Genomic DNA, 17784 nt, shown 5'->3' with positions numbered 1-17784 from the left:
GCTCTCCTGTTCCGACGGTCGCCGGCAACCGTCCCCCGGACATTGTGGCCTCCGGACGAAGGGGGCGCACTACCCTGAGCGGCGTGCCTGATCAGTCGCTGGTCGATGCCGCCGCGCTCACTGCGGCACTCACCGGGCCGGGCCGGTTGTTCCAGTCCGTTGCGTGCGTGCCGGCAACCGGTTCGACCAATGCCGACCTGGCCGCCGAAGCGGTGGCCGGGGCGCCGTCGGGTGCGGTGCTGGTGGCCGACCACCAACGCGCCGGACGGGGCCGGTTCGAACGACGCTGGGAGGCGCCGCCGGGAACGTCCGTGGCCGTTTCGGTGCTGCTGCGGCCCGGCGATGTGCCGATGGAACGCTGGTTGTGGCTGCCGCTGGTCACCGGCGTGGCGGTGGCCGAGGGGCTGCGATCGGCGGCTGGCGTCGATGCCGCGGTCAAGTGGCCCAACGACGTGCTGATCGAGGGCCGCAAGGTGTGCGGCATCTTGTCTGAGCGGGTCGGGGACGCTGCGGTGATCGGCATGGGGATCAACACCACCCTGGCCGCGGATGAGCTGCCCGTGCCGACCGCCACCTCGCTGGCGCTGGAGGGCTCCCAGGCCAGCGTCACCGCGGTGGTCGGCGGCGTGCTGCTGGCCCTGGAGCAGGGCTACCGACGGTGGCTGGACGGCGACGACCTGCGCGCCTGGTTCGGCCGGCACTGCAGCACCATCGGGCGACCAGTGCGGGTGCAGCAGTCCGAGTCGCTGAGCGTCGAAGGGCTGGCCCTGGGCGTCGACGAGTGGGGGCGGCTGGTCGTGCGCACCCCCCTGGGGGAGCGGGCGTTTGCCGCCGGCGACGTACTGCACCTGCGTTGAGGCCGTCCTTCGCGGGCGTCGAGGCCCAGGGAAGTGCTGATTAGTGCGCCCACCGCTGGTTGAGCGTGTTGAAGCCCCTAGCCACAGCCTATTGACCGAGGTCTCGACACGCTCGACCAGCGAGAATTGAGCGTTTCCCTGGATACGCTGATGAGATTGATCGAACAAGGAGTTGCGGCGCGTGAGCGGTTTCTTTGCCCTGCTGGACGACATCGTGGCGATGGCCAAGCTGGCCGCGGCCTCGATGGACGATGTTGCGGGCGCCGCCGGACGGGCCAGCGCGAAGGCCGCGGGCGTGGTGATCGACGACACCGCCGTGACCCCCCGCTACGTGCACGGGTTCAGCCCCGAACGGGAGCTTCCGGTGATCAAGAAGATCGCCGTCGGTTCGCTGCGCAACAAATTGCTGATCATTTTGCCGGCCGCGCTGGTGCTCAGCCAGTTCGTGCCGTGGCTGCTCACCCCGATCCTGATGGTCGGCGGCACCTACCTGTGTTACGAGGGCGCCGAGAAGGTATGGGAGAAGTTCGGCGGCCACGGCCAGCACGAGCCGACGCCGGTGGTGGGCGGGCCCGACGAGCAGGCGATGGTTGGCGGGGCGATCCGCACCGATCTCATTCTGTCGTCCGAGATCATGGTGATCGCGCTCAACGAGGTGGCCTCCGAACCGCTGCTGTCACGCGCTGTGACGCTGATCGTGGTGGCGCTGGTGATGACCGTGCTGGTCTACGGGGTGGTCGCGGTAATCGTCAAGATGGACGACGTCGGCCTGCACCTGGCCACCGAACGCAGCGGCTGGCTGGCCGGATTCGGACGCGGACTGGTGGCCGCGATGCCCAGGGTGCTCGCCGTGCTGTCGAACGTCGGCATCGTCGCGATGCTCTGGGTGGGCGGTCACATTCTGCTGGTGGGCGTCGACGAGCTGGGTTGGCACCCGGTCTATGACCTCGTGCACCATGCCGAAGAGGCCATCGGGCATGCCGTTCCGGGGTTCTTCGGCGAACTCTTCGCCTGGCTGGTCAACACCGGCGCGTCGGCCGTGATCGGCCTCCTGGTCGGCGCGGTGGTGGTGGCCGTGATGACGCTGCTGCACCGGGTCACCGGTAAGAGCCACGCCAGCGCAGGCGCCGAGGGTCACGATCCCGAGGCCGGGTCGGACCAGCCGGCACCCTGAGGACGAGTGCGAGCCAAGATTCGGGAAACGCTGATTCTTCGCTGGTCGAGCTTGTCGAGACCTTGGCCATCACGCTGTGGCTAGGGGTTTCGACGAGCTCAACCGGCGGTGGGCGCGTTGATCAGCACTTGCCTGGCTGGCTGCGCCAGCGCTAGCCCGGCGAGCCTGCCGACTCAGCGGTCGAGCTCGCTCGCGGACATAGCGCGGCGCAGGCCGGATCGTCCGGCCAGCGCGATCAGCGCAGCCACGGCGCCGAAGCAGGCCACCACCATGAACCCGCCGGGGTAGCCCGACGAGTCGATCACCGCGCCCGAGACGCTCGAGCCGACAGCGACCCCGATGCCGATGCCGGTGCCCATCCACGACAGGCCCTCGGTGAGCCGATCGCGGGGGACGAGCCGTCCGATCAGCGAGTTGCCATTGATCAGGGTGGGGGCCACGGTGATGCCGACCAGCAGTGCGACCACGCACAGCACCAGCACCGACGTTGCCGTGAGCATCAACAAGCAGGCCGCGAACAGTGCCGCCACGCCAAACAGGAAGCGTGAGACCAGCGGTGAAGACCAGCCCCGTGAGCCGTAGTAGAAGCCGGCCAGGCCCGAGGCGAGCGAGAACAGGGCCAGCACGACACCGGCCGCGGCCCGGACGTCCCATTCGGTGGCGGCTGCGACCACCGACACGTCGATCGAACCGAACACGCAGCCGATCAGCAGGTTGACCGCGACCACGGCGCCCACGCCGGGCACCAGCAGCACCAGTCGCTTCAGCAGCGGTGGCTTCGCGCCGCCGGCGTAGACCCGCGGCATCACCGGTGGCTCGGTGGCGCGCTGCGAGTAGAGCAACTGCGCGCCGGCCAACGACAACACCACGGGCGCGATCAGGCCGGCGGCCGGGTGCACCCCCGTCGACAGGGCGGTGGCCAGCACCGGGCCGACCACGAAAGTGACCTCGTCGAGGGTCGACTCCAGCGCGTAGGCGGTGTGCAGTTGCTCGTGGTTGTTCGTGGCGTTGTTCCAGCGGGCCCGGACCAGGGCGCCGGGTGCGCCCCCGGTGGCGCCGCAGATGATCGCGGGCGGGAACAGCGCCCAGGCCGGCAGTTGCAGCATGGCGAAAACCACCAGCAGCGACAGCGCGGAGGCCGACACGATCACCGCCGGGTACATCACCCGGCGTTGCCCGTACCGGTCGACCAGGTTCGACAGCGCCGCGGTGCCCAACGCCCAGGCCGTCGCGTTCGACGCGGCGAGCGCCCCAGCCAGCCCGTAGCTGCCGTACAGGGCCGACACCATCAGCACCATGCCGAGGCCCATCATGGCTCCGCCGGAGCGGGCCAGCAGTCCCGCTGCGCTGAACTGCCAGGTGCCGGGCAGGCTCAAGATCTCCCGGTAGGCACGCATCGGACCATTCTGGCCTAGCACCGCTGCAAGCGCCGAATCGTCACGTTGATCCATCCGCAAGCATCGGGGACGGTTCCGCTTGGTTCAGGGGACGGTTCCGGCTGGTTCAGCCGGCGGGGCTGGCTCAGCCCGAAAATTCGTAGAGCAGCCGGTTGAACTCCTCCGGCGCCTCGGCGGGTACGCCGGATCCGGCGCGTCCGACCACCTCGCAGCGGGCGCCGGCGATAGCCGCTGCCAGTTCGCGCCCGGCGGTCACGCCGGACGGGTTGCCCGAGCCGCCGACCACCAACGTCTGTGCCGTGACCTCGGGGAGCAGCGGCCGCAGGTCGATGGCCGCGGACGTCCTCATCAGGGCCAGCATGCGCTCCCGGTCGAGTCCGGCATCGGCGAGCGTGGCCGCCGGCATGGCGCGCATGGCCAGCCGCTGCAGCGCGCCGGCCAGCCTGGGGGTGCGGGGCAGCACGTCGCTCAGCACCAGGTGCGACACCGCGGCGGGGGAGCGTCCGGCTGCCGCCACGGCCACCGACGACCCCAGGCCGCTACCCACCAGCGCGACCTGATCGACCCCGAACCGGTTCAACTGGGTCAGCACGGCATCAGCCGCCCGCTCCAGCTCGAACCCGGCGGACGAGCCGGGGCGCAGCCCGTCCAGCCAGGGTGCGACCGCTCGGGTGGACGACGGCAGCACGGTCACCTGGTTCTGCCAGAACTGCGGGGTTTGGCCCAGGCCGTGCAAGAACACCAGCAGAGGCACCGACATGGGCCTATCGAACCATGCCGCCGGACGGGAATGCCTTGGGGGCTCGCCATAATGGGCAGCATGGGACTACCCGCCAAGCTGCTCGGAACCGGCGAGAGCGAACTGCTGCACCTGCGTTCCCACGGCAAGGTGATGATCGGCCCGACCGCCTGGCTGCTGCTGCTCGCCGCGCTGGGCGGTTTGGCGTTCGCGGTGATGCCGGCCGCTTGGCGTCCGTGGTCGGGGTGGGTCACGGTAGCTCTGGTCGTCGGGCTCGCCATTCCGGCCTACCTGCTGCCGCTGCTCCGTTGGCGCACCACCACCTACACCCTCACCACCCATCGGCTGATCACCCGCACCGGCATCGTCAACAAGGTGGGCCACGACGTGCCGGTGGCGCGGATTACCAACGTGGCCTACGAACGCAGCCTCACCGATCGCATATTCGGTTGCGGCTCGCTGGTGTTCACCACTTCAGCCGAGGCGCCGGTGGTGCTCAATGACATTCCCAAGGTCGAAGAGGTTGGCGTGGCTGTGTCGAACTTGCTCTTCGGGGTGCGGGCGTGACCGCCGCCACGCCCGCACAGCCAGCGCTGCGCACTCAACTCGTGCGCTTCGTCATCACCGGTGGACTGTCGGCGATCGTCGACTACGGGTTGCTGGTAGCCCTGATGGCAGTCGGCCTCGGCTACCTGCCGGCCAAGGTCCTGTCGTTCATTGCCGGCACCACCACCGCCTACCTGATCAATCGACGCTGGACCTTCGTGTCGGACGGCTCTCGCCGCAAATTCGCCGCGGTGATGGGCCTGTACGCCCTGACCTTCGTGCTGCAGGTGGGCATCTTCGCCGTGCTCTACCCCTGGCTGATCGTGATCGGCGCCGGCGCCGAGATCGTGCCTACGATGACCTGGGCGCAGTTGATCGGCTTCGTGATCGCCCAGGGCGCCGCCACCGCCGTCAACTTCGTCGTCCAGCGCACCCTCATCTTCACCCCCTGACCCCCCACCCCACACCCACCCTCCCGCCCGAGGCGTCGCGCCGACGTTTCCGGGTTTCCACGTCGCTTCCGTGGTTCAAACCGCGGAAAGGACGCCGGAGGGCGGAGACGTCGGATCGAGCATCGCTGTGGGCAGGGTGCGCTGGGGGGAGGGGGGTCTAATAGGGTCGGGGGGGTGACAGTGCGGAGGATCGGAATCATCGGGGGCGGCCAGCTGGCCAGGATGATGCACGCTGCGAGCATTCCGCTCGGGGTGCGCATCGCTCTGCTTGCCGAGGGGCCGGACGTCTCCGCCGCCCAGGTGGTCGCCGACACCAGCGTCGGGGACTACACCGATGCCGACACCGTCTACGCCTTCGCCGAACGCTGCGACGTCATCACTTTCGACCATGAGCACGTTCCGCAACCGATTCTGCGCGGTCTGCTGCAGCGCGGCAAGGGAGTGCACCCCGGCCCCGACGCCCTGGTGCACGCCCAAGACAAAGTGGTGATGCGCGAGCGGCTGACGTCCATGGGCCTGCCCTGCCCCGCGTTTGCGGTGGTCGAGGGGCCGGCCGAGCTGCGCGCGTTCGGCGACCGCATCGGCTGGCCGGTGATCGCCAAGACCTCCCGCGGCGGTTACGACGGCAAGGGGGTCTGGAAGATCGAGCGCCCGCAAGACGCCAATGAACCGTTCACCAACCTGAAGCCCGGGGTTCGGATTCTGGCCGAGGAGTTCATCGCCTTCACTCGCGAGCTCAGCGTGCTGGTGGCCCGGCGTCCGAGCGGAGAGGAGCGGGTCTATCCGGTCACCGAGACCGTGCAGACCGACGGCGTCTGCAGCCACACACTCACCCCGGCCCCCGACCTGACCGACGAGCAGCGGCAGGCGATCGAGGCGCTGGCCCGGCGCATCGCTGCCGAACTCGACGTCACCGGCATTCTCGCGGTCGAGTTGATGCAGCGCGCGGACGGCGCGGTGGTGATCAACGAGCTGGCCATGCGGCCGCACAACACCGGGCACTGGAGCATCGACGGTGCCCACACCTCGCAGTTCGAGAACCACCTGCGCGCCGTCGCCGACCTGTCGCTCGGGCCGACCGGCGTCCGGCAGCGGCACGCAGCCATGGTGAACGTGCTGGGCGGTGCCCGTGACGACCTGCTGGCCGCTACCGCCGAGTTGCTCGAGCGCGACCCGGGGGTCCGGGTGCAGTTGTACGGCAAGAGCGTGGTGCCGGGGCGCAAGGTCGGGCACGTCACCGTCGTCGGCGATGACGTGGCCGAGGTGCGGGCGAGTGCCCAGTCCGCGGCTGACCACCTGATGGGAGTGCAGCGATGAAGCAGTCCGCTCAACCGCTGGTGGGCATCGTGATGGGGTCGGATTCGGACTGGCCGGTGATGCGGGCCGCCGCCGAGGCGTGCGCCGAGTTCGGCGTGCCGTACCAGGCCGACGTCGTGTCGGCCCACCGGATGCCCGAAGACATGGTCGCCTGGGGCCGTGCCGCACACACCCGTGGGCTGAAGGTGATCATCGCCGGGGCTGGGGGCGCGGCGCATCTGCCCGGCATGTTGGCCGCACTCACCCCGCTGCCTGTGATCGGTGTGCCGGTGCCACTGAAGTACCTCGAAGGCATGGACTCCCTGCTGTCGATCGTGCAGATGCCCGCCGGCGTGCCGGTGGCCACCGTCGCGGTCGGCAACGCGCGCAACGCCGGGCTCTTGGCCGTGCGCATTCTGGCGGCGGCCGACGAGGCGCTGCAGGGGCGCATGGTCGAGTTTCAGCAGGCGCTGCGCGATGCGGCCCGCGCCAAGGGCGCCACGGTGCGCGGCGCCTGAGGTATGTCCCCTTGAGGAAACGCTGATCGTCGTTGGTCGAGCTCGTCGAGACTTCGGGTTTGTGGCTTCGGCAGGGGTCGGCAGGCTCAACCGGCGGTGGGCGCGTTGAGGTACGTCGAAACCCGTCGCCGCCGCGGGACAGCTGAGGTCTCGGCGAGCTCCGCCGGCGCTTGATCGGCGGTTCCCCAATGGAGATAGGTCGGGATTGCCGGCGCGGCACGGCGTGACGAGGTCACCGAACTGGGGGTGAAACCGGTGCCTCGGCGAGCCGAGGCCGTGGCGGTTGAAGGTGCGCGGCAGACTGGTTCGGTGACCGTCACGACTTCCCCGCTTCCACCGGCACAGCTACGCAGCCAGGGCATCGCCCTGCGCCGCGGGCTCACTCTGCTCGGTATGACTGTGCTGGTGCCGGGTTCGGCGCAACTGGTCGGTGGTAACCAGCGCATCGGTCGTGCGGCGGTGCGGGTCTGGCTCACCCTGATCGCCCTGGCGCTGCTGTTCGTGGTGCTGCTGTTCACCTTCCGGGCCTTCGCGATCGGGCTGTACGCCAACCCGATCACCCTGCAGGTGCTGCGCTGGGCGGCACTGGCTCTCGGCCTGGGTTGGGCGTTGCTGTTCGTGAACGCCTGGCGCATCGCCAACCCGTCCGCCATGTCGCCGGCTGGCAAAGCGATCGTGCCCGCCGTTGCGTTCACTCTGGCGCTGGCCGTCGCCTGGGGATCATGGACGCTCGCGGGCGCCTTCAACGCCCAGAGCCGCCTGCTCGGCAATGTGTTCGGCGGCGGTGGCAAGGCCGAAACCTCGTCGGGCCGTTACAACGTGCTGCTGCTCGGCGGCGACGCCGGCGCCGACCGAGAAGGGCTGCGACCTGACACCATGATCGTGGCCAGCATTGATGCCGACACCGGCCGCACCGTGCTGTTCAGCCTGCCTCGCAACCTGCAGTGGGCGCCGTTTCCGGACAGTTCACCGCTGAAGAAGCTGTACCCCAACGGCTACTGGTGCAAAGACCAGTCCTGCCTGCTGAATGCCGTCTACACCCTGGCGATGAACCACAAGAACCTTTTCCCGGGGGTGAAGAACCCGGGTGTGCAGGCGACCAAGGACGTGATCGGCAACATTCTGGGCCTCGACATCAACTACTACGCGCTGGTCGACCTGAAGGGCTTCCAATCGCTGATCGACGCTGTTGGCGGCATCACTCTCGACGTCGCCCGCAAGGTGCCGATCGGTGGCGGCACCGACCTGACCACAGGCCGCAAGTACCCGATCAAGGGCTACATCGGCCCCGGCAAGAACCTGCATCTGGACGGCTACAACGCGCTCTGGTTCGCCCGCTCGCGGGAAGGCTCCACCGACTACGAACGCATGGCCCGGCAGAAATGCGTGCTCAACGCCATGGCCAAGCAGCTCAACCCGGCCACGGTGCTGACCAAATTCCAAGAGATCGCGAAGGCCGGCGAAGAGATTGTCTCCACCGACCTGCCCACCTCGCAGATCGGCACCATGCTCGACCTGGCCGCCAAGGGCCGCTCGCTGCCGCTCGCCAGCGTCAGCTTCGCCCCGCCGCTGATCCTGCCGGTGAAGCCCGACTTTCCGCGCATCCGGCAGATCGTGGCCGACAAGATCGAGGCGTCCGAGAACGCCGACGACAAGCCGGCCAAGACCACCGCATCAGCCTCGGACGGCGGCACCGCGACCCCGACGGCAACCGCGAGCGCCAAGGCCAAGACTCAGACCGACGATCTCGATGCGATCTGCACGGTGAGCTGATTTTCGCGGGTCGAGCCTGTCGAGACCTTTGAAACACGGCGCTGGCAACGGGCGTTGACAGCCCCGACCAGTTCTGCCGGCGTTGGCCGGTGCTCCCTGAGGCGCTACGTCAACTCGCCCGAACCGAGAATGCGAAATACCCAATCACCGATCGCGTTGCAGTAGGCCCGGCCCTCGTCGAAGGTGCTGAACCGGCCCATGATGGTGAGCAGGTAGTCGCGTCCGTCGCCCGACACGTGGCCGATCGAGTTCACCGCCCACAGGTTGTCGGTGGACTGGAACTGCACCCAGCCGTTCTTCAACGCGACCTTCACCGTGCCGCTCTTGGGGGCGCCGACCCCCCAGGTCTGGTCGTCCTGCACCTGACCCATCAGGCCCAGCAGGTAGCTGCGCTCGGCCTCGGTGAGCGCAGTGGTGTCGCCGGTCACCAATTGCTGTAGGAACGACAACTGGTCTTCGGGGGTGGTCCAGGTCCAGCTCCAGAAGTCCTTCTCGGCGGCGCTGTGGGTGTTCGCCAGGCCCAGCGCCTCGGCCAGTTCGTCATAGGCCGGACGCCCCCCGGCCCAGGCCCACAGGGCGTCGGCCGAGTCGTTGTCGGAGTTCGTGATGGCTTTGGTGGCCTGCGTCGCCTGCTCGGGTGGGAGCGGCTGCTGCAGCTTGTCGGCGCGGGCCTTGCGCAGCGCCATCGACACGATCATCGGTTTGGCCATGGACGCGCTCTGGCTGGCCACGTCACCGCGGAAATTCCAGGAGGCGCCGCTGCGCAGGTCGCGCACGGCGACCCCCAGCTTGTCGTGCCCGGCCGCTATCGTGCTGATCGCGGCCTGCAACTGATCGCGGATCGCCCCGGTCGGCGACACCGTCGGGGTCGGTACGGCGGGAGTGTTGCTGCACCCGCTCAGCACCAGGACGCCGGCCAGAGCGAGCAGGCCGGTGCGGCGCGAGAAGCGGGGAGCTGAGGTCCAGGCAGTCACCCGGCCATCATTCCACGCAGCGCTCGGCCGCCCGGATCGCCGCGAGCCGCGCGTCGTCGGCCGCGCCCTCGACGATCACCGCCGAGCCACCGCCCAGCAGGGGTGCGATGACGGCGTCGCGCAGCGTGCCCAGCGAGTCGCTGGGCCGTACCAGCACCCGCTGCGCGACCGGCGCGACGTCGGCCACCTCGGCGTGTGAGAGCACGCAGGCGCCGTCGATGAAGGCCGGCGCGTTCGGCCCACACGGCAGTGTGCCGGCCCGGTCTGGCTGGGCCAATGCCTCGGTGGTGTAGTCGAGTACTCCGGCCGGCAGGTTGCGCAGGCCCAGGCCGAGCGGGTGCAGTGAGCAGGCGAAGGTCGCGCCGGGCACGATCGCGCGCGGCTCGTCCGGCCCGATCACGACCAGATCGGCGTCGTCGGCCAACAGGCTCACCGCGCACTCCCGCTGCCAGGCCGCCAGTGGCCAGATCAGCGTCATCCAATGCCCCGGACGCTCCAGCGCCAGCGGCAGCCCCACCTGACCGGAGTCGGCACCGGCGTCCTCGATCAGGTTCGCGGTCTTGTTCACCCAGTTGGCGAAGGTCGCCACGCTCAGTTCGGTGCGGCCGCCCGTGGCCAGGTCATAGTGGGTGAGCAGCGGTTCGGCACCGAAACTACGGGCCCGGCGTTGCAGAGCGGCCAGCGTGACGGGGACGTCCATTAGCTCAGCCTAGGGGAAGCACTGATCGACGCAACCACCGCTGGTTGCGCTCGTAGCCCCTTGCCAAAGTGGCATATTCGAGGTTTCGACAAGCTCGACGAGCTAAAATCGGCGCTTCGGGGAGGCTGAGCGATATCGTTCAGCACATGCGCTTCGCTGTGATCATGGCCGGCGGTTCGGGCACCCGATTGTGGCCCTTGTCGCGCAAGGGCACCCCCAAGCAGTTGCTCCGGCTGATCGAGGGCCGCTCACTGCTGCGGATCGCCTTCGAGCGGCTCGGCGATCTGGTGCCGCCCGAACGGGTGCTGGTCTGCACCGGCGCGCCGTATGCCGACCAGGTGCGGGCCGAACTGCCCGAGGTGCCGGAGGCCAACATTCTGGGCGAGCCCGAGGGCCGTGACTCGCTCAACGCCGTGGCCTGGCCGGCGGCGGTGATCGCCGAGCGCGACCCGGACGCCGTGATCGCACAGGTGACCGCCGACCAGTTGATCGAGCCGGTCGAGGTGTTCACCGCCACGTTGGCGCAGGCTTTCGAGGTGGCCGAGGCCGACCCCGCGGCCCTGGTCACCCTCGGGGTGGTTCCGACCAGCGCCCACACCGGCTACGGCTACCTGCACCGGGGTGCCGGGGTGCCGGGGCACCCCGGCACCCACCAGGTGATCGAGTTTCGCGAGAAGCCCGACCTGGCCACAGCCACCCAGTACCTGGCCTCGGGCGACTACTGGTGGAACGCCGGCATGTTCGTCTGGCGGGCCGCCACCTTTCTCGACCAGCTCGCCGCGCTGCATCCGGCCACCCATGCCGCAGTGCTCGAACTGGCCGCTCACCCGCAACGACTGGCCGAGATCTTTCCCACCCTGCACAAGACCTCGGTTGACTACGGCGTCATGGAGCCGGTGTCGGCCGGGGCCGGCACCGCGCATGTGCTCGCTGTGGCGCTGCCGGTGCGCTGGCATGACGTGGGCGGGTACGCCTCGCTGGCCGAGGTGCTCAGCCATGACGCGGCCGGCAACGCGCTGATCGGTGCGTCGGTGCACCTGGACGCCGAGCGCAATGTGATCATCAACACCGCCGGCGACGGTCACCTGATCGGCCTGTTGGGCTGCTCCGGGCTGGTGGTGGTCACCACACCGACCACCACCATGGTCGCGCCGGTCGAGCAGGCTGAGCGGGTCCGTGAGCTGGTCGCCCTGGTCCGCGACGAGGCGGGGGAGAGCTATGTCTAAGGCTGGGGAATCACTGATTTTTCGTTGGTCGAGCTTGTCAAGACCTCGGATCTACGGCTCTGGCAAGAGGTTCCGACACGCTCAACCAGCGGTTGGCTGGGTTGATCGGCTCTTCGCCAAGGAAGTGCTGATTTTCGCTGGTCGAGCTTGTCGAGACCCCGAAGATGCGCTCCGGCAAGGGGCTCCGAGCTCAACCAGCGGTGGTGGCGTTGATCGGCGCTTCTTCGAGTCTCGATCCGTCGAGTGGCAGCTACGGCGTGACGCCTGCCGGGGGCGCTGGACGCGCCGGTCACGCTCGTCGTACCACCCGGTACGTCTGCGGGCATCCGGCTCGCCGGTGGACCCCTGTGGTGCCGTTCGCTACGCCGTCCATCGCATCGAAGCCGAGCCGTCCGATCAGCCGAACACGAAGGGCCGGCCATGCTCGAGAACCTGAAGCGGATTCGGCAACCCGTCACCTGGGCGGTGCTGGTGATCATTTGCGTCAGCCTCGTGCTCGGCGTGGTACGGCTCACCCAACTGGTCTTCTGGGAGAAGACCCAGGTCTTCGCCGCCTTTCAAGAGATCGGCCAGTCGATCATGAACCTGTCGCTGGTGCTGGCACTGGTTGCCCTGGTCTGCACCTGCTTGTTCATTCCGCCGGCCACCCGGCGCGCGATCACCCTGGCGAAGCTCTCGGCCTGGGTGGTCGGCATCGGCACGCTGCTGCAACTGATCTGCCTGGCGCTGGGGCTGGCCGCTTCGGCCAACGCCTTCGGGGTGATCATGGAGATTCTGGGCGGCCTGCTCGACGTCTCGCTCAAGGCAGTGGCCGCCGGTGTGCTCTGGGTGCTGGTGCGTGGGGTGAAATCGGGCCGGCTCGACCTGGCACCTGCGGTTCCGCCGGCAGTCGCCGCGCCTGAGGCCAAGGCGCAGCCGCTGTGGCGGGCCGATCAGGCCACCGGAACCGCGTGGCGCAGTGCGCGCGATGCGGCCAGCGGCGCGCGCCCGGACGCCGGGGCGGTTCTTGAGGAGCCCGAGGCCGAGCTCCCGTCGGCCCCGGAACGCACCTGGCGTCCGCGTCCCCGTGAGGGCGGGCAAAAGTAGCACACCCCCTGGGTTGACTTATGGGAACAACACCAATGTAATTTCCTCCATGTAGTTCCGCGTGGCTGCACCGGGTCGAGGAGGAATGCCATGCACGAGTTGGTAGCTCTGCAGTTCGAAGAAGACGGCGACGAGGGTGCGCTGGGTTGGCAGGAGCGTGCACTGTGCGCCCAGACCGATCCCGAAGCGTTCTTTCCCGAGAAGGGTGGCTCCACCCGCGAGGCGAAGCGGGTGTGCCTGAGCTGTGAGGTGCGCAGTGAGTGCCTCGAGTACGCGCTCAGCAACGACGAACGCTTCGGAATCTGGGGTGGCCTGTCGGAGCGCGAGCGCCGCAAGCTGAAGAAGCGCGCGGTCTAGAGAGACACTGATCAATCGTTGGCCGAGCGTGCCGAGACCTCAGGTGAGGGCATTCCGGTTGAGGTCTCGACACGCTCGACCGGCGAACACTCGGCGTCTCGGGGAAGCGCTGATCCATGCGTCTACCGCTCGTTGAGCGTGTCGAAACCCCAGGTGAGGGCATTCTGGTTGTGGTCTCGACACGTTCAACCGGCGAACACTCGGCGTTTCCCGAGGCTCGTTGATCGGCCCGTCCCCAGGCGCCACTGCACCATCCGGCACCGTGCTTCCGCAGGCTTCGGGCCGGACGTGTCACGCGGGGCCGCTACCCTAGGGCACCGTGACTGATCCCTGGGCGTGGCTGCAGCAGGAGCCCGCCGAGCCAGACATTGACGTCGGGGCGCATCGGGTCAGTGCCATCGTGCTCACGCCCGTGGCCGACCAGGTGCGGTCGCTGCTGGCCGAACAGAGCGTCGAACCGGCCGAGATCATCGTGGCCGACACGCTGGCCGAGGGCGTGCAGCGGTCCACCGGCGAGTGGCTGTGGCTGTTTCCGCAGGCCGTCAGACCGGATCCCGATGCCCTGCGCGCACTGCTGGGCAGCGCGCTCGAATCGAGCCGGATCGGCCTGGTCGGTCCACTGATGGTCCAGTCGCAGCGCCGCGCCCGGGTTGACCTGATCGAGTCGTGCGGCCTCACCGTCACACCGATCGGCCGGCTCATTCCGGCCGTCGAGGGCGGTGAGCCCGACCAGGGCCAGTTGTCGACCATGGCGGTGCTGGGCGTGGACGCCTCGGCGGCGCTGGTGCGGCGTGACCTGTGGCAGCCCGCCGGCGGAGTGCTGGAAAAACTGCCCAGCGCACTGGCGGGGCTCGAACTGGGCCGCCGGCTGAACGCGGCGGGGGTGCGGGTCGTCGCCGAGCCGGCGGCGCGGGTGGTCCGGGCTGCACCCGCGCTGCCCGACCCGGTCGAGCAGCGCGCCTGGGAACTGCGGCTCGCGTCGTCCGGCGCTTCCTGGTTCACCAGGCTGCGACTACTGTTCGGCAGCCTGCTCGGTGCGATCGGATTTCTGCTCGGCAAGGACGCCGCCGGCGCCGGCCACGAACTGCGGGCAATCGAACGCTGGCTGGGCGACCGTCCGGCCCGGGCGGCGCTGACCGGACGCGAGGTCGACCCCAACACACTGGCCGGGCTGATTCCTACCCGGCGAGAATTGCTGGCCCACAGCATCGACCGCGCCGCCGGCGGCCTGGCCGAGGCTTGGGCCGAACTGGCCGACCGCGAGACCGAGGTCTCGCTCGACGAGCTGACCGGCGACGACTTCGCCGCCAAGGGCAGGTTGCGCAGGCTCTCACCGCTGGCGGTGGGTGCCTACCTGGTCGGCCTGCTGGCGGTGCTGGCGGGGTGGAAGCTGCTCGGTGACGGACGGCTCACCGGCGTTGGTCTGCTGCCCTCGCAGCAGACCTGGGCCGACCTGGTGCACAGCTACCTCGACCCGATCGCGGGGCAGCCTAATCTGACCGGCCCGCCCTGGCTGGGCAGCACCGCGCTGGCTGCGCTGGCGAGCTTCGGCCAGGTCGAGTGGCTGGTCACGTTGGGCTTTACGACCGTCGTGCCGCTGGCCTGGTTTCTGGCCTTGCGTGCGCTGCGCGGCCAGGGCGTCGAGGGGTCGGCAGCCGTCATCGCCGCGCTGGGCTATGCGATCGCACCCGTGCTGTGCGGCGCGTTCGGCGGCGGCTGGCTGGGGGTGCTCACCTGGGCTGTGCTGCTGCCGTTGCTGGCCCATGCCCTGGCCCGGTGGGCCGCCGATCGAAGCTGGCGGGCCGCCGGCGCGGTGGCCCTGTGGCTGGTCTTTGCCGTGGTCGAGGTGCCGCTGGCCTGGCCGCTGGTGGTGCTGGCCATGGCCGTGCTGCCGGCCGCTCGCAGCGCCCGCGGGGCGGGGCAGGTTGCCGTGGCCGCTCTTGCCGGCGCGATCGGGCTGGGGCCCGCACTGGCCGGCTGGGCGGGTTTCCCCGGGCGCCTGCTGACCTCGGCCTCGCCCGCGTTGGCCCCGCTGGCCGAACCCGACCCGTGGCTGCTGGCGCTGGCTCACCCCAACGGGGCCGGGGTGGCGCCACTGTGGGTGAGCGCCGTGGTGCTAGGGGTGGCCTGGCTGGCTGCCGTATTGGGCCTGTTCCGGCGACCGCGCGCGGCGGCCCCGGGCTTCGTGACGGCCGGCGTCGCTCTGCTGCTGGCGGTCTTGCTGAGCCGGTTGGTGGTGGTCGTGCCGCCCGGGGTCGAGGCGCGGCCCCAGCCACATGCCTGGCTGGTGCTGATGGCGGGTGGACTGATGCTGGCCGCCGCTCGCGGACTGTCGGGGCTGGCCGCCGAACTGCACCACCGCACCCTGGGCGGGCGGCACGCGGTCGTGCTCGCGCTGAGTGTCGTGATGGTCGGTGCGGTCGGCCTGGGTGCCCTGTGGTGGGCTTGGGACGGCGGCTCGGCCCTGCGCCGCACGACGTCGGACAGCCTGCCGCCGTTCGTCCGCGTCGCGATGACGTCCGGCACGCCGGTGCGCACCCTGGCCATCGCGCGCACGTCCGGCGAGATTCGCTGGGCGCTGGTCGAGGGCGACCTGCCCCGGCTGGGCGAGGACGAACGGGGCCTGCCCGGCACCGTCGAGCCGCAGCGAGGACTGGCCGCCTCGGTGGTGAACCGGCTGCTGTCGGGCAGCGCCGACGATCAACTGAGTACCGATCTGGCCCGGCTCGGTGTGGGCTACGTGTGGCTGCGGGGCAGCGATCCTGACTTGCGCTCCGCTATCGGCAACGTGCCGGGGCTGGGCATCGGCACCGGTGACGACGACGGTGCCACCTGGCCGGTGCCGAACGCCGCGATCGCGACGATCGAGGGCGATGGTGAGGGTGCGGTGGCTACCGGGGATGGTCAGCCGGTGCCTGCCGGGTCGGCGCTGAGGCAATTGGTGCTGGCTCAACCGGTGGACTCCCGGTGGCAGGCCTCGATCGACGGACGTCCGCTGGCGCCGTTGAGCCTCGCCGACGGCCGCCAGGGGTTTCAGCTCGGCACCGAGGCGGGCACCTTGCACCTGAGGCTCGACGGCGGCCCGCAGGTCTGGCCCTGGGTGCAGCTCGGCGCAGTGCTGGTGTTGATCGTGCTGGCCGCCCCCAGGGTGAGGAGGCGCTCGTGAACCGCGCGTGGTGGTGGCCGGCGAGCGGGGTGCTCGCCGTCGGCCTGGCCCTGGTCGGGGCCTCGGCGGTGCCGGCGCAGCAACCGGCAGCGTCCGCTGTCACCGACGACGACCGGGCCCGGGTGACGGTGGTCTGCCCGACGGTGGTGGGCACCAACGAACCGACCGCAGTAGCCGCTGGATCGCCCGCAGGCGAGGTCGCCACCGCCCAGCTCAGCAGCCCCGAGCGGCCGGCCGTCGGCGGCTCGTCCTTCACCCTCGACGAATCGGCCGGCGAGCCGGTGGTGGTCACCGCCCCTCGGCTCGACGCGTTCTCGGCCACCACCCGTACCGCGGCGGCTGCCGGTTCGGATCGTGGCCTGTCGATGATGTCGTGCGGGCGCCCGAGCGCCGCGCAGTGGTTTGCGGGGGTGCTGTCGTCGGGCACCGCAACCGCCGACCTGGTGCTGCTCAACGCCGACGCCCAGGACGCAGCGGTCGACCTGACCCTCTACGGCGCCGAGGGGCGGCTCACCGCCCCCGGTTCCCGCGGCATCATCGTGCCCGCACGCAGCCGCCGGGTGGTGCCGCTCGGGCCGCTGTTCACCAATGCCCAGCCCGTCTCGGTGCGGGTGTCGACCTCGGCTGGACGGGTGGTCGCCGCCGTCCGGCAACGCATGCTGAACGGCGGCTCGCCCGCCGGCAGCGACTGGCTGCCGCCCACCACGGAACCGGCCCGAGCGGTGGTCGTTCCGGGCCTTCCGGCCGGCAAGGGCAGCCGTGACCTGGTGGTGGTGAATCCCGGCGACCGCACCGCCTCGGTTGCCCTGCAGGTGCTGGGCGCCGACGGGCCGACCGCCGTCCCGGGTTTCGAGACCATCGACCTGCCCCCCGGCACCAGCCGGGTGGTGCCGCTGGGCAGCGCTCTGGCCGAGGCGCCGGTGGGCCTACAGCTCACCTCGGAGCAGAAGGTCACCGCCGCCGTGGTCGGCACCAACGGCGCCGGGGCTGCGGCCATCGACATCTCGACCCAGGTGGCGACCGTCGCGCTGGACGGTCCCGGCGTGCTGGCGTTGTCGCCGGGCGCCAAGCTGGCGCCGGTGCTGCACCTGGCCAACGGCAGCGCCGAGCCGGTTCGGGCACGGGTTGTGGTGCAAGCGGCCAGGCCGGCCCTGGCCACCCAGCCGTTGCTCGACACGTGGGTGAGTGTTCCGGGTGGGGCCGATGTCACGGTGGAGCTGCCGCGGGCGGCGGAGTCGCTGGTCGGCGTGCAGCCCGAGACCACCGGTGCGATTCACGCCTCGGTGGCGGTGCGCTCCGATCTCGACGGCGTCACCGGCGTCGCCTCGCTGGCGGTATTGCCGGGTGCCGCGGCCGCGACCCTGCCGCCGATTCGCCAGGACGTCCGGGTCGGCTGGTAGCTGCCGCCTGGCCGCCCGCTGGGGAAGTGCTGATCAACCCGGTCACCGCTGGTTGAGCCTGTCGAAACCCTGGCCGGAAGTGCATGTGCGAGGTCTCGACAGGCTCGACCGGCGGAAGGCGGC

General features: G+C 70.0%; 16 protein-coding genes. 12 read left to right on the top strand and 4 right to left on the bottom strand.

Features of this window, described 5'->3' with window-relative positions; all coding sequences use genetic code 11:
- The first annotated feature begins 83 nt into the window (after nucleotides 1-83).
- Entirely contained in the window at nucleotides 84-857 is a 774-nt protein-coding gene (locus QM721_RS10670) for a biotin--[acetyl-CoA-carboxylase] ligase (protein WP_415121733.1), read from the top strand.
- 181 nt (nucleotides 858-1038) lie between these two features.
- Nucleotides 1039-2031 carry a DUF808 domain-containing protein gene (locus QM721_RS10665; protein WP_415121731.1) on the top strand — a complete coding sequence of 331 codons (993 nt, stop codon included), beginning with the start codon at nucleotides 1039-1041 and terminating at the stop codon, nucleotides 2029-2031.
- Between the two features lie 173 nt (nucleotides 2032-2204).
- Here the strand turns inward: QM721_RS10665 and QM721_RS10660 are convergent, their stop codons facing one another.
- Entirely contained in the window at nucleotides 2205-3428 is a 1224-nt protein-coding gene (locus QM721_RS10660; RefSeq protein WP_415121729.1) for an MFS transporter, read from the bottom strand.
- Nucleotides 3429-3552: 124 nt separating this feature from the next.
- Nucleotides 3553-4188 carry an alpha/beta fold hydrolase gene (locus QM721_RS10655; RefSeq protein WP_415121727.1) on the bottom strand — a complete coding sequence of 212 codons (636 nt, stop codon included), beginning with the start codon at nucleotides 4186-4188 and terminating at the stop codon, nucleotides 3553-3555.
- Between the two features lie 60 nt (nucleotides 4189-4248).
- Between QM721_RS10655 and QM721_RS10650 the strand changes: the two genes are divergently transcribed.
- From QM721_RS10650 to QM721_RS10630, 5 genes are all read left to right on the top strand, one after another.
- Nucleotides 4249-4734, top strand: a complete 486-nt coding sequence (locus tag QM721_RS10650) for a PH domain-containing protein (RefSeq protein ID WP_415121725.1) — start codon at nucleotides 4249-4251, stop codon at nucleotides 4732-4734.
- Nucleotides 4731-5165, top strand: coding sequence for a GtrA family protein (locus QM721_RS10645; protein WP_415121723.1), 435 nt, complete (start codon nucleotides 4731-4733; stop codon nucleotides 5163-5165). Before QM721_RS10650 ends, QM721_RS10645 begins: the two co-directional genes overlap by 4 nt.
- A 174-nt stretch (nucleotides 5166-5339) precedes the next feature.
- Complete coding sequence (locus QM721_RS10640) at nucleotides 5340-6482, top strand: 5-(carboxyamino)imidazole ribonucleotide synthase (protein ID WP_415121721.1); 1143 nt, start codon at nucleotides 5340-5342, stop codon at nucleotides 6480-6482.
- Entirely contained in the window at nucleotides 6479-6979 is a 501-nt protein-coding gene (gene purE, locus QM721_RS10635; protein WP_415121720.1) for a 5-(carboxyamino)imidazole ribonucleotide mutase, read from the top strand. Before QM721_RS10640 ends, purE begins: the two co-directional genes overlap by 4 nt.
- Nucleotides 6980-7288: 309 nt before the next feature.
- Nucleotides 7289-8752: an LCP family protein gene (locus tag QM721_RS10630; protein ID WP_415121719.1), complete on the top strand. Its 1464-nt coding sequence runs from the start codon at nucleotides 7289-7291 to the stop codon at nucleotides 8750-8752.
- Nucleotides 8753-8856: 104 nt separating this feature from the next.
- Here the strand turns inward: QM721_RS10630 and QM721_RS10625 are convergent, their stop codons facing one another.
- Nucleotides 8857-9726: a serine hydrolase gene (locus QM721_RS10625; RefSeq protein WP_415121718.1), complete on the bottom strand. Its 870-nt coding sequence runs from the start codon at nucleotides 9724-9726 to the stop codon at nucleotides 8857-8859.
- 7 nt (nucleotides 9727-9733) lie between these two features.
- Complete coding sequence (locus tag QM721_RS10620; protein WP_415121716.1) at nucleotides 9734-10426, bottom strand: TIGR03089 family protein; 693 nt, start codon at nucleotides 10424-10426, stop codon at nucleotides 9734-9736.
- Nucleotides 10427-10572: 146 nt separating this feature from the next.
- Here QM721_RS10620 and QM721_RS10615 point away from each other — a divergent pair, with 146 nt between their 5' ends.
- From QM721_RS10615 to QM721_RS10595, 5 genes are all read left to right on the top strand, one after another.
- Nucleotides 10573-11652 carry a mannose-1-phosphate guanylyltransferase gene (locus tag QM721_RS10615; protein ID WP_415121714.1) on the top strand — a complete coding sequence of 360 codons (1080 nt, stop codon included), beginning with the start codon at nucleotides 10573-10575 and terminating at the stop codon, nucleotides 11650-11652.
- A gap of 420 nt (nucleotides 11653-12072) precedes the next feature.
- On the top strand, nucleotides 12073-12738 hold the full coding sequence (locus QM721_RS10610) for a hypothetical protein (protein WP_415121712.1): 666 nt from the start codon (nucleotides 12073-12075) through the stop codon (nucleotides 12736-12738).
- Between the two features lie 90 nt (nucleotides 12739-12828).
- Nucleotides 12829-13095, top strand: a complete 267-nt coding sequence (locus tag QM721_RS10605; protein WP_415121710.1) for a WhiB family transcriptional regulator — start codon at nucleotides 12829-12831, stop codon at nucleotides 13093-13095.
- 319 nt (nucleotides 13096-13414) lie between these two features.
- Nucleotides 13415-16261 (top strand): hypothetical protein, encoded by a 2847-nt coding sequence (locus tag QM721_RS10600; protein ID WP_415121708.1) that lies wholly within the window; start codon nucleotides 13415-13417, stop codon nucleotides 16259-16261.
- Nucleotides 16258-17661, top strand: coding sequence for a DUF5719 family protein (locus tag QM721_RS10595; protein ID WP_415121706.1), 1404 nt, complete (start codon nucleotides 16258-16260; stop codon nucleotides 17659-17661). Before QM721_RS10600 ends, QM721_RS10595 begins: the two co-directional genes overlap by 4 nt.
- The last annotated feature ends 123 nt before the right edge of the window (nucleotides 17662-17784 follow it).

This window comes from Micropruina sp., assembly GCF_047602085.1.
Classification (GTDB): Bacteria; Actinomycetota; Actinomycetes; order Propionibacteriales; family Propionibacteriaceae; genus Micropruina.
Note: the sequence above shows the minus strand (reverse complement) of the source record. Positions and strands in the feature narration are given on the sequence as shown.

What these genes read in the sequence shown, in the direction of transcription:
- QM721_RS10615 (WP_415121714.1), top strand. Translation starts at nt 10,573, where the DNA reads ATGCGCTTCGCTGTGATCATGGCCGGCGGTTCGGGCACCCGATTGTGG.
- QM721_RS10655 (WP_415121727.1), bottom strand. Translation starts at nt 4,188, where the DNA reads ATGTCGGTGCCTCTGCTGGTGTTCTTGCACGGCCTGGGCCAAACCCCG.
- QM721_RS10605 (WP_415121710.1), top strand. Translation starts at nt 12,829, where the DNA reads ATGCACGAGTTGGTAGCTCTGCAGTTCGAAGAAGACGGCGACGAGGGT.
- QM721_RS10660 (WP_415121729.1), bottom strand. Translation starts at nt 3,428, where the DNA reads ATGCGTGCCTACCGGGAGATCTTGAGCCTGCCCGGCACCTGGCAGTTC.
- QM721_RS10620 (WP_415121716.1), bottom strand. Translation starts at nt 10,426, where the DNA reads ATGGACGTCCCCGTCACGCTGGCCGCTCTGCAACGCCGGGCCCGTAGT.
- QM721_RS10610 (WP_415121712.1), top strand. Translation starts at nt 12,073, where the DNA reads ATGCTCGAGAACCTGAAGCGGATTCGGCAACCCGTCACCTGGGCGGTG.
- QM721_RS10650 (WP_415121725.1), top strand. Translation starts at nt 4,249, where the DNA reads ATGGGACTACCCGCCAAGCTGCTCGGAACCGGCGAGAGCGAACTGCTG.
- purE (WP_415121720.1), top strand. Translation starts at nt 6,479, where the DNA reads ATGAAGCAGTCCGCTCAACCGCTGGTGGGCATCGTGATGGGGTCGGAT.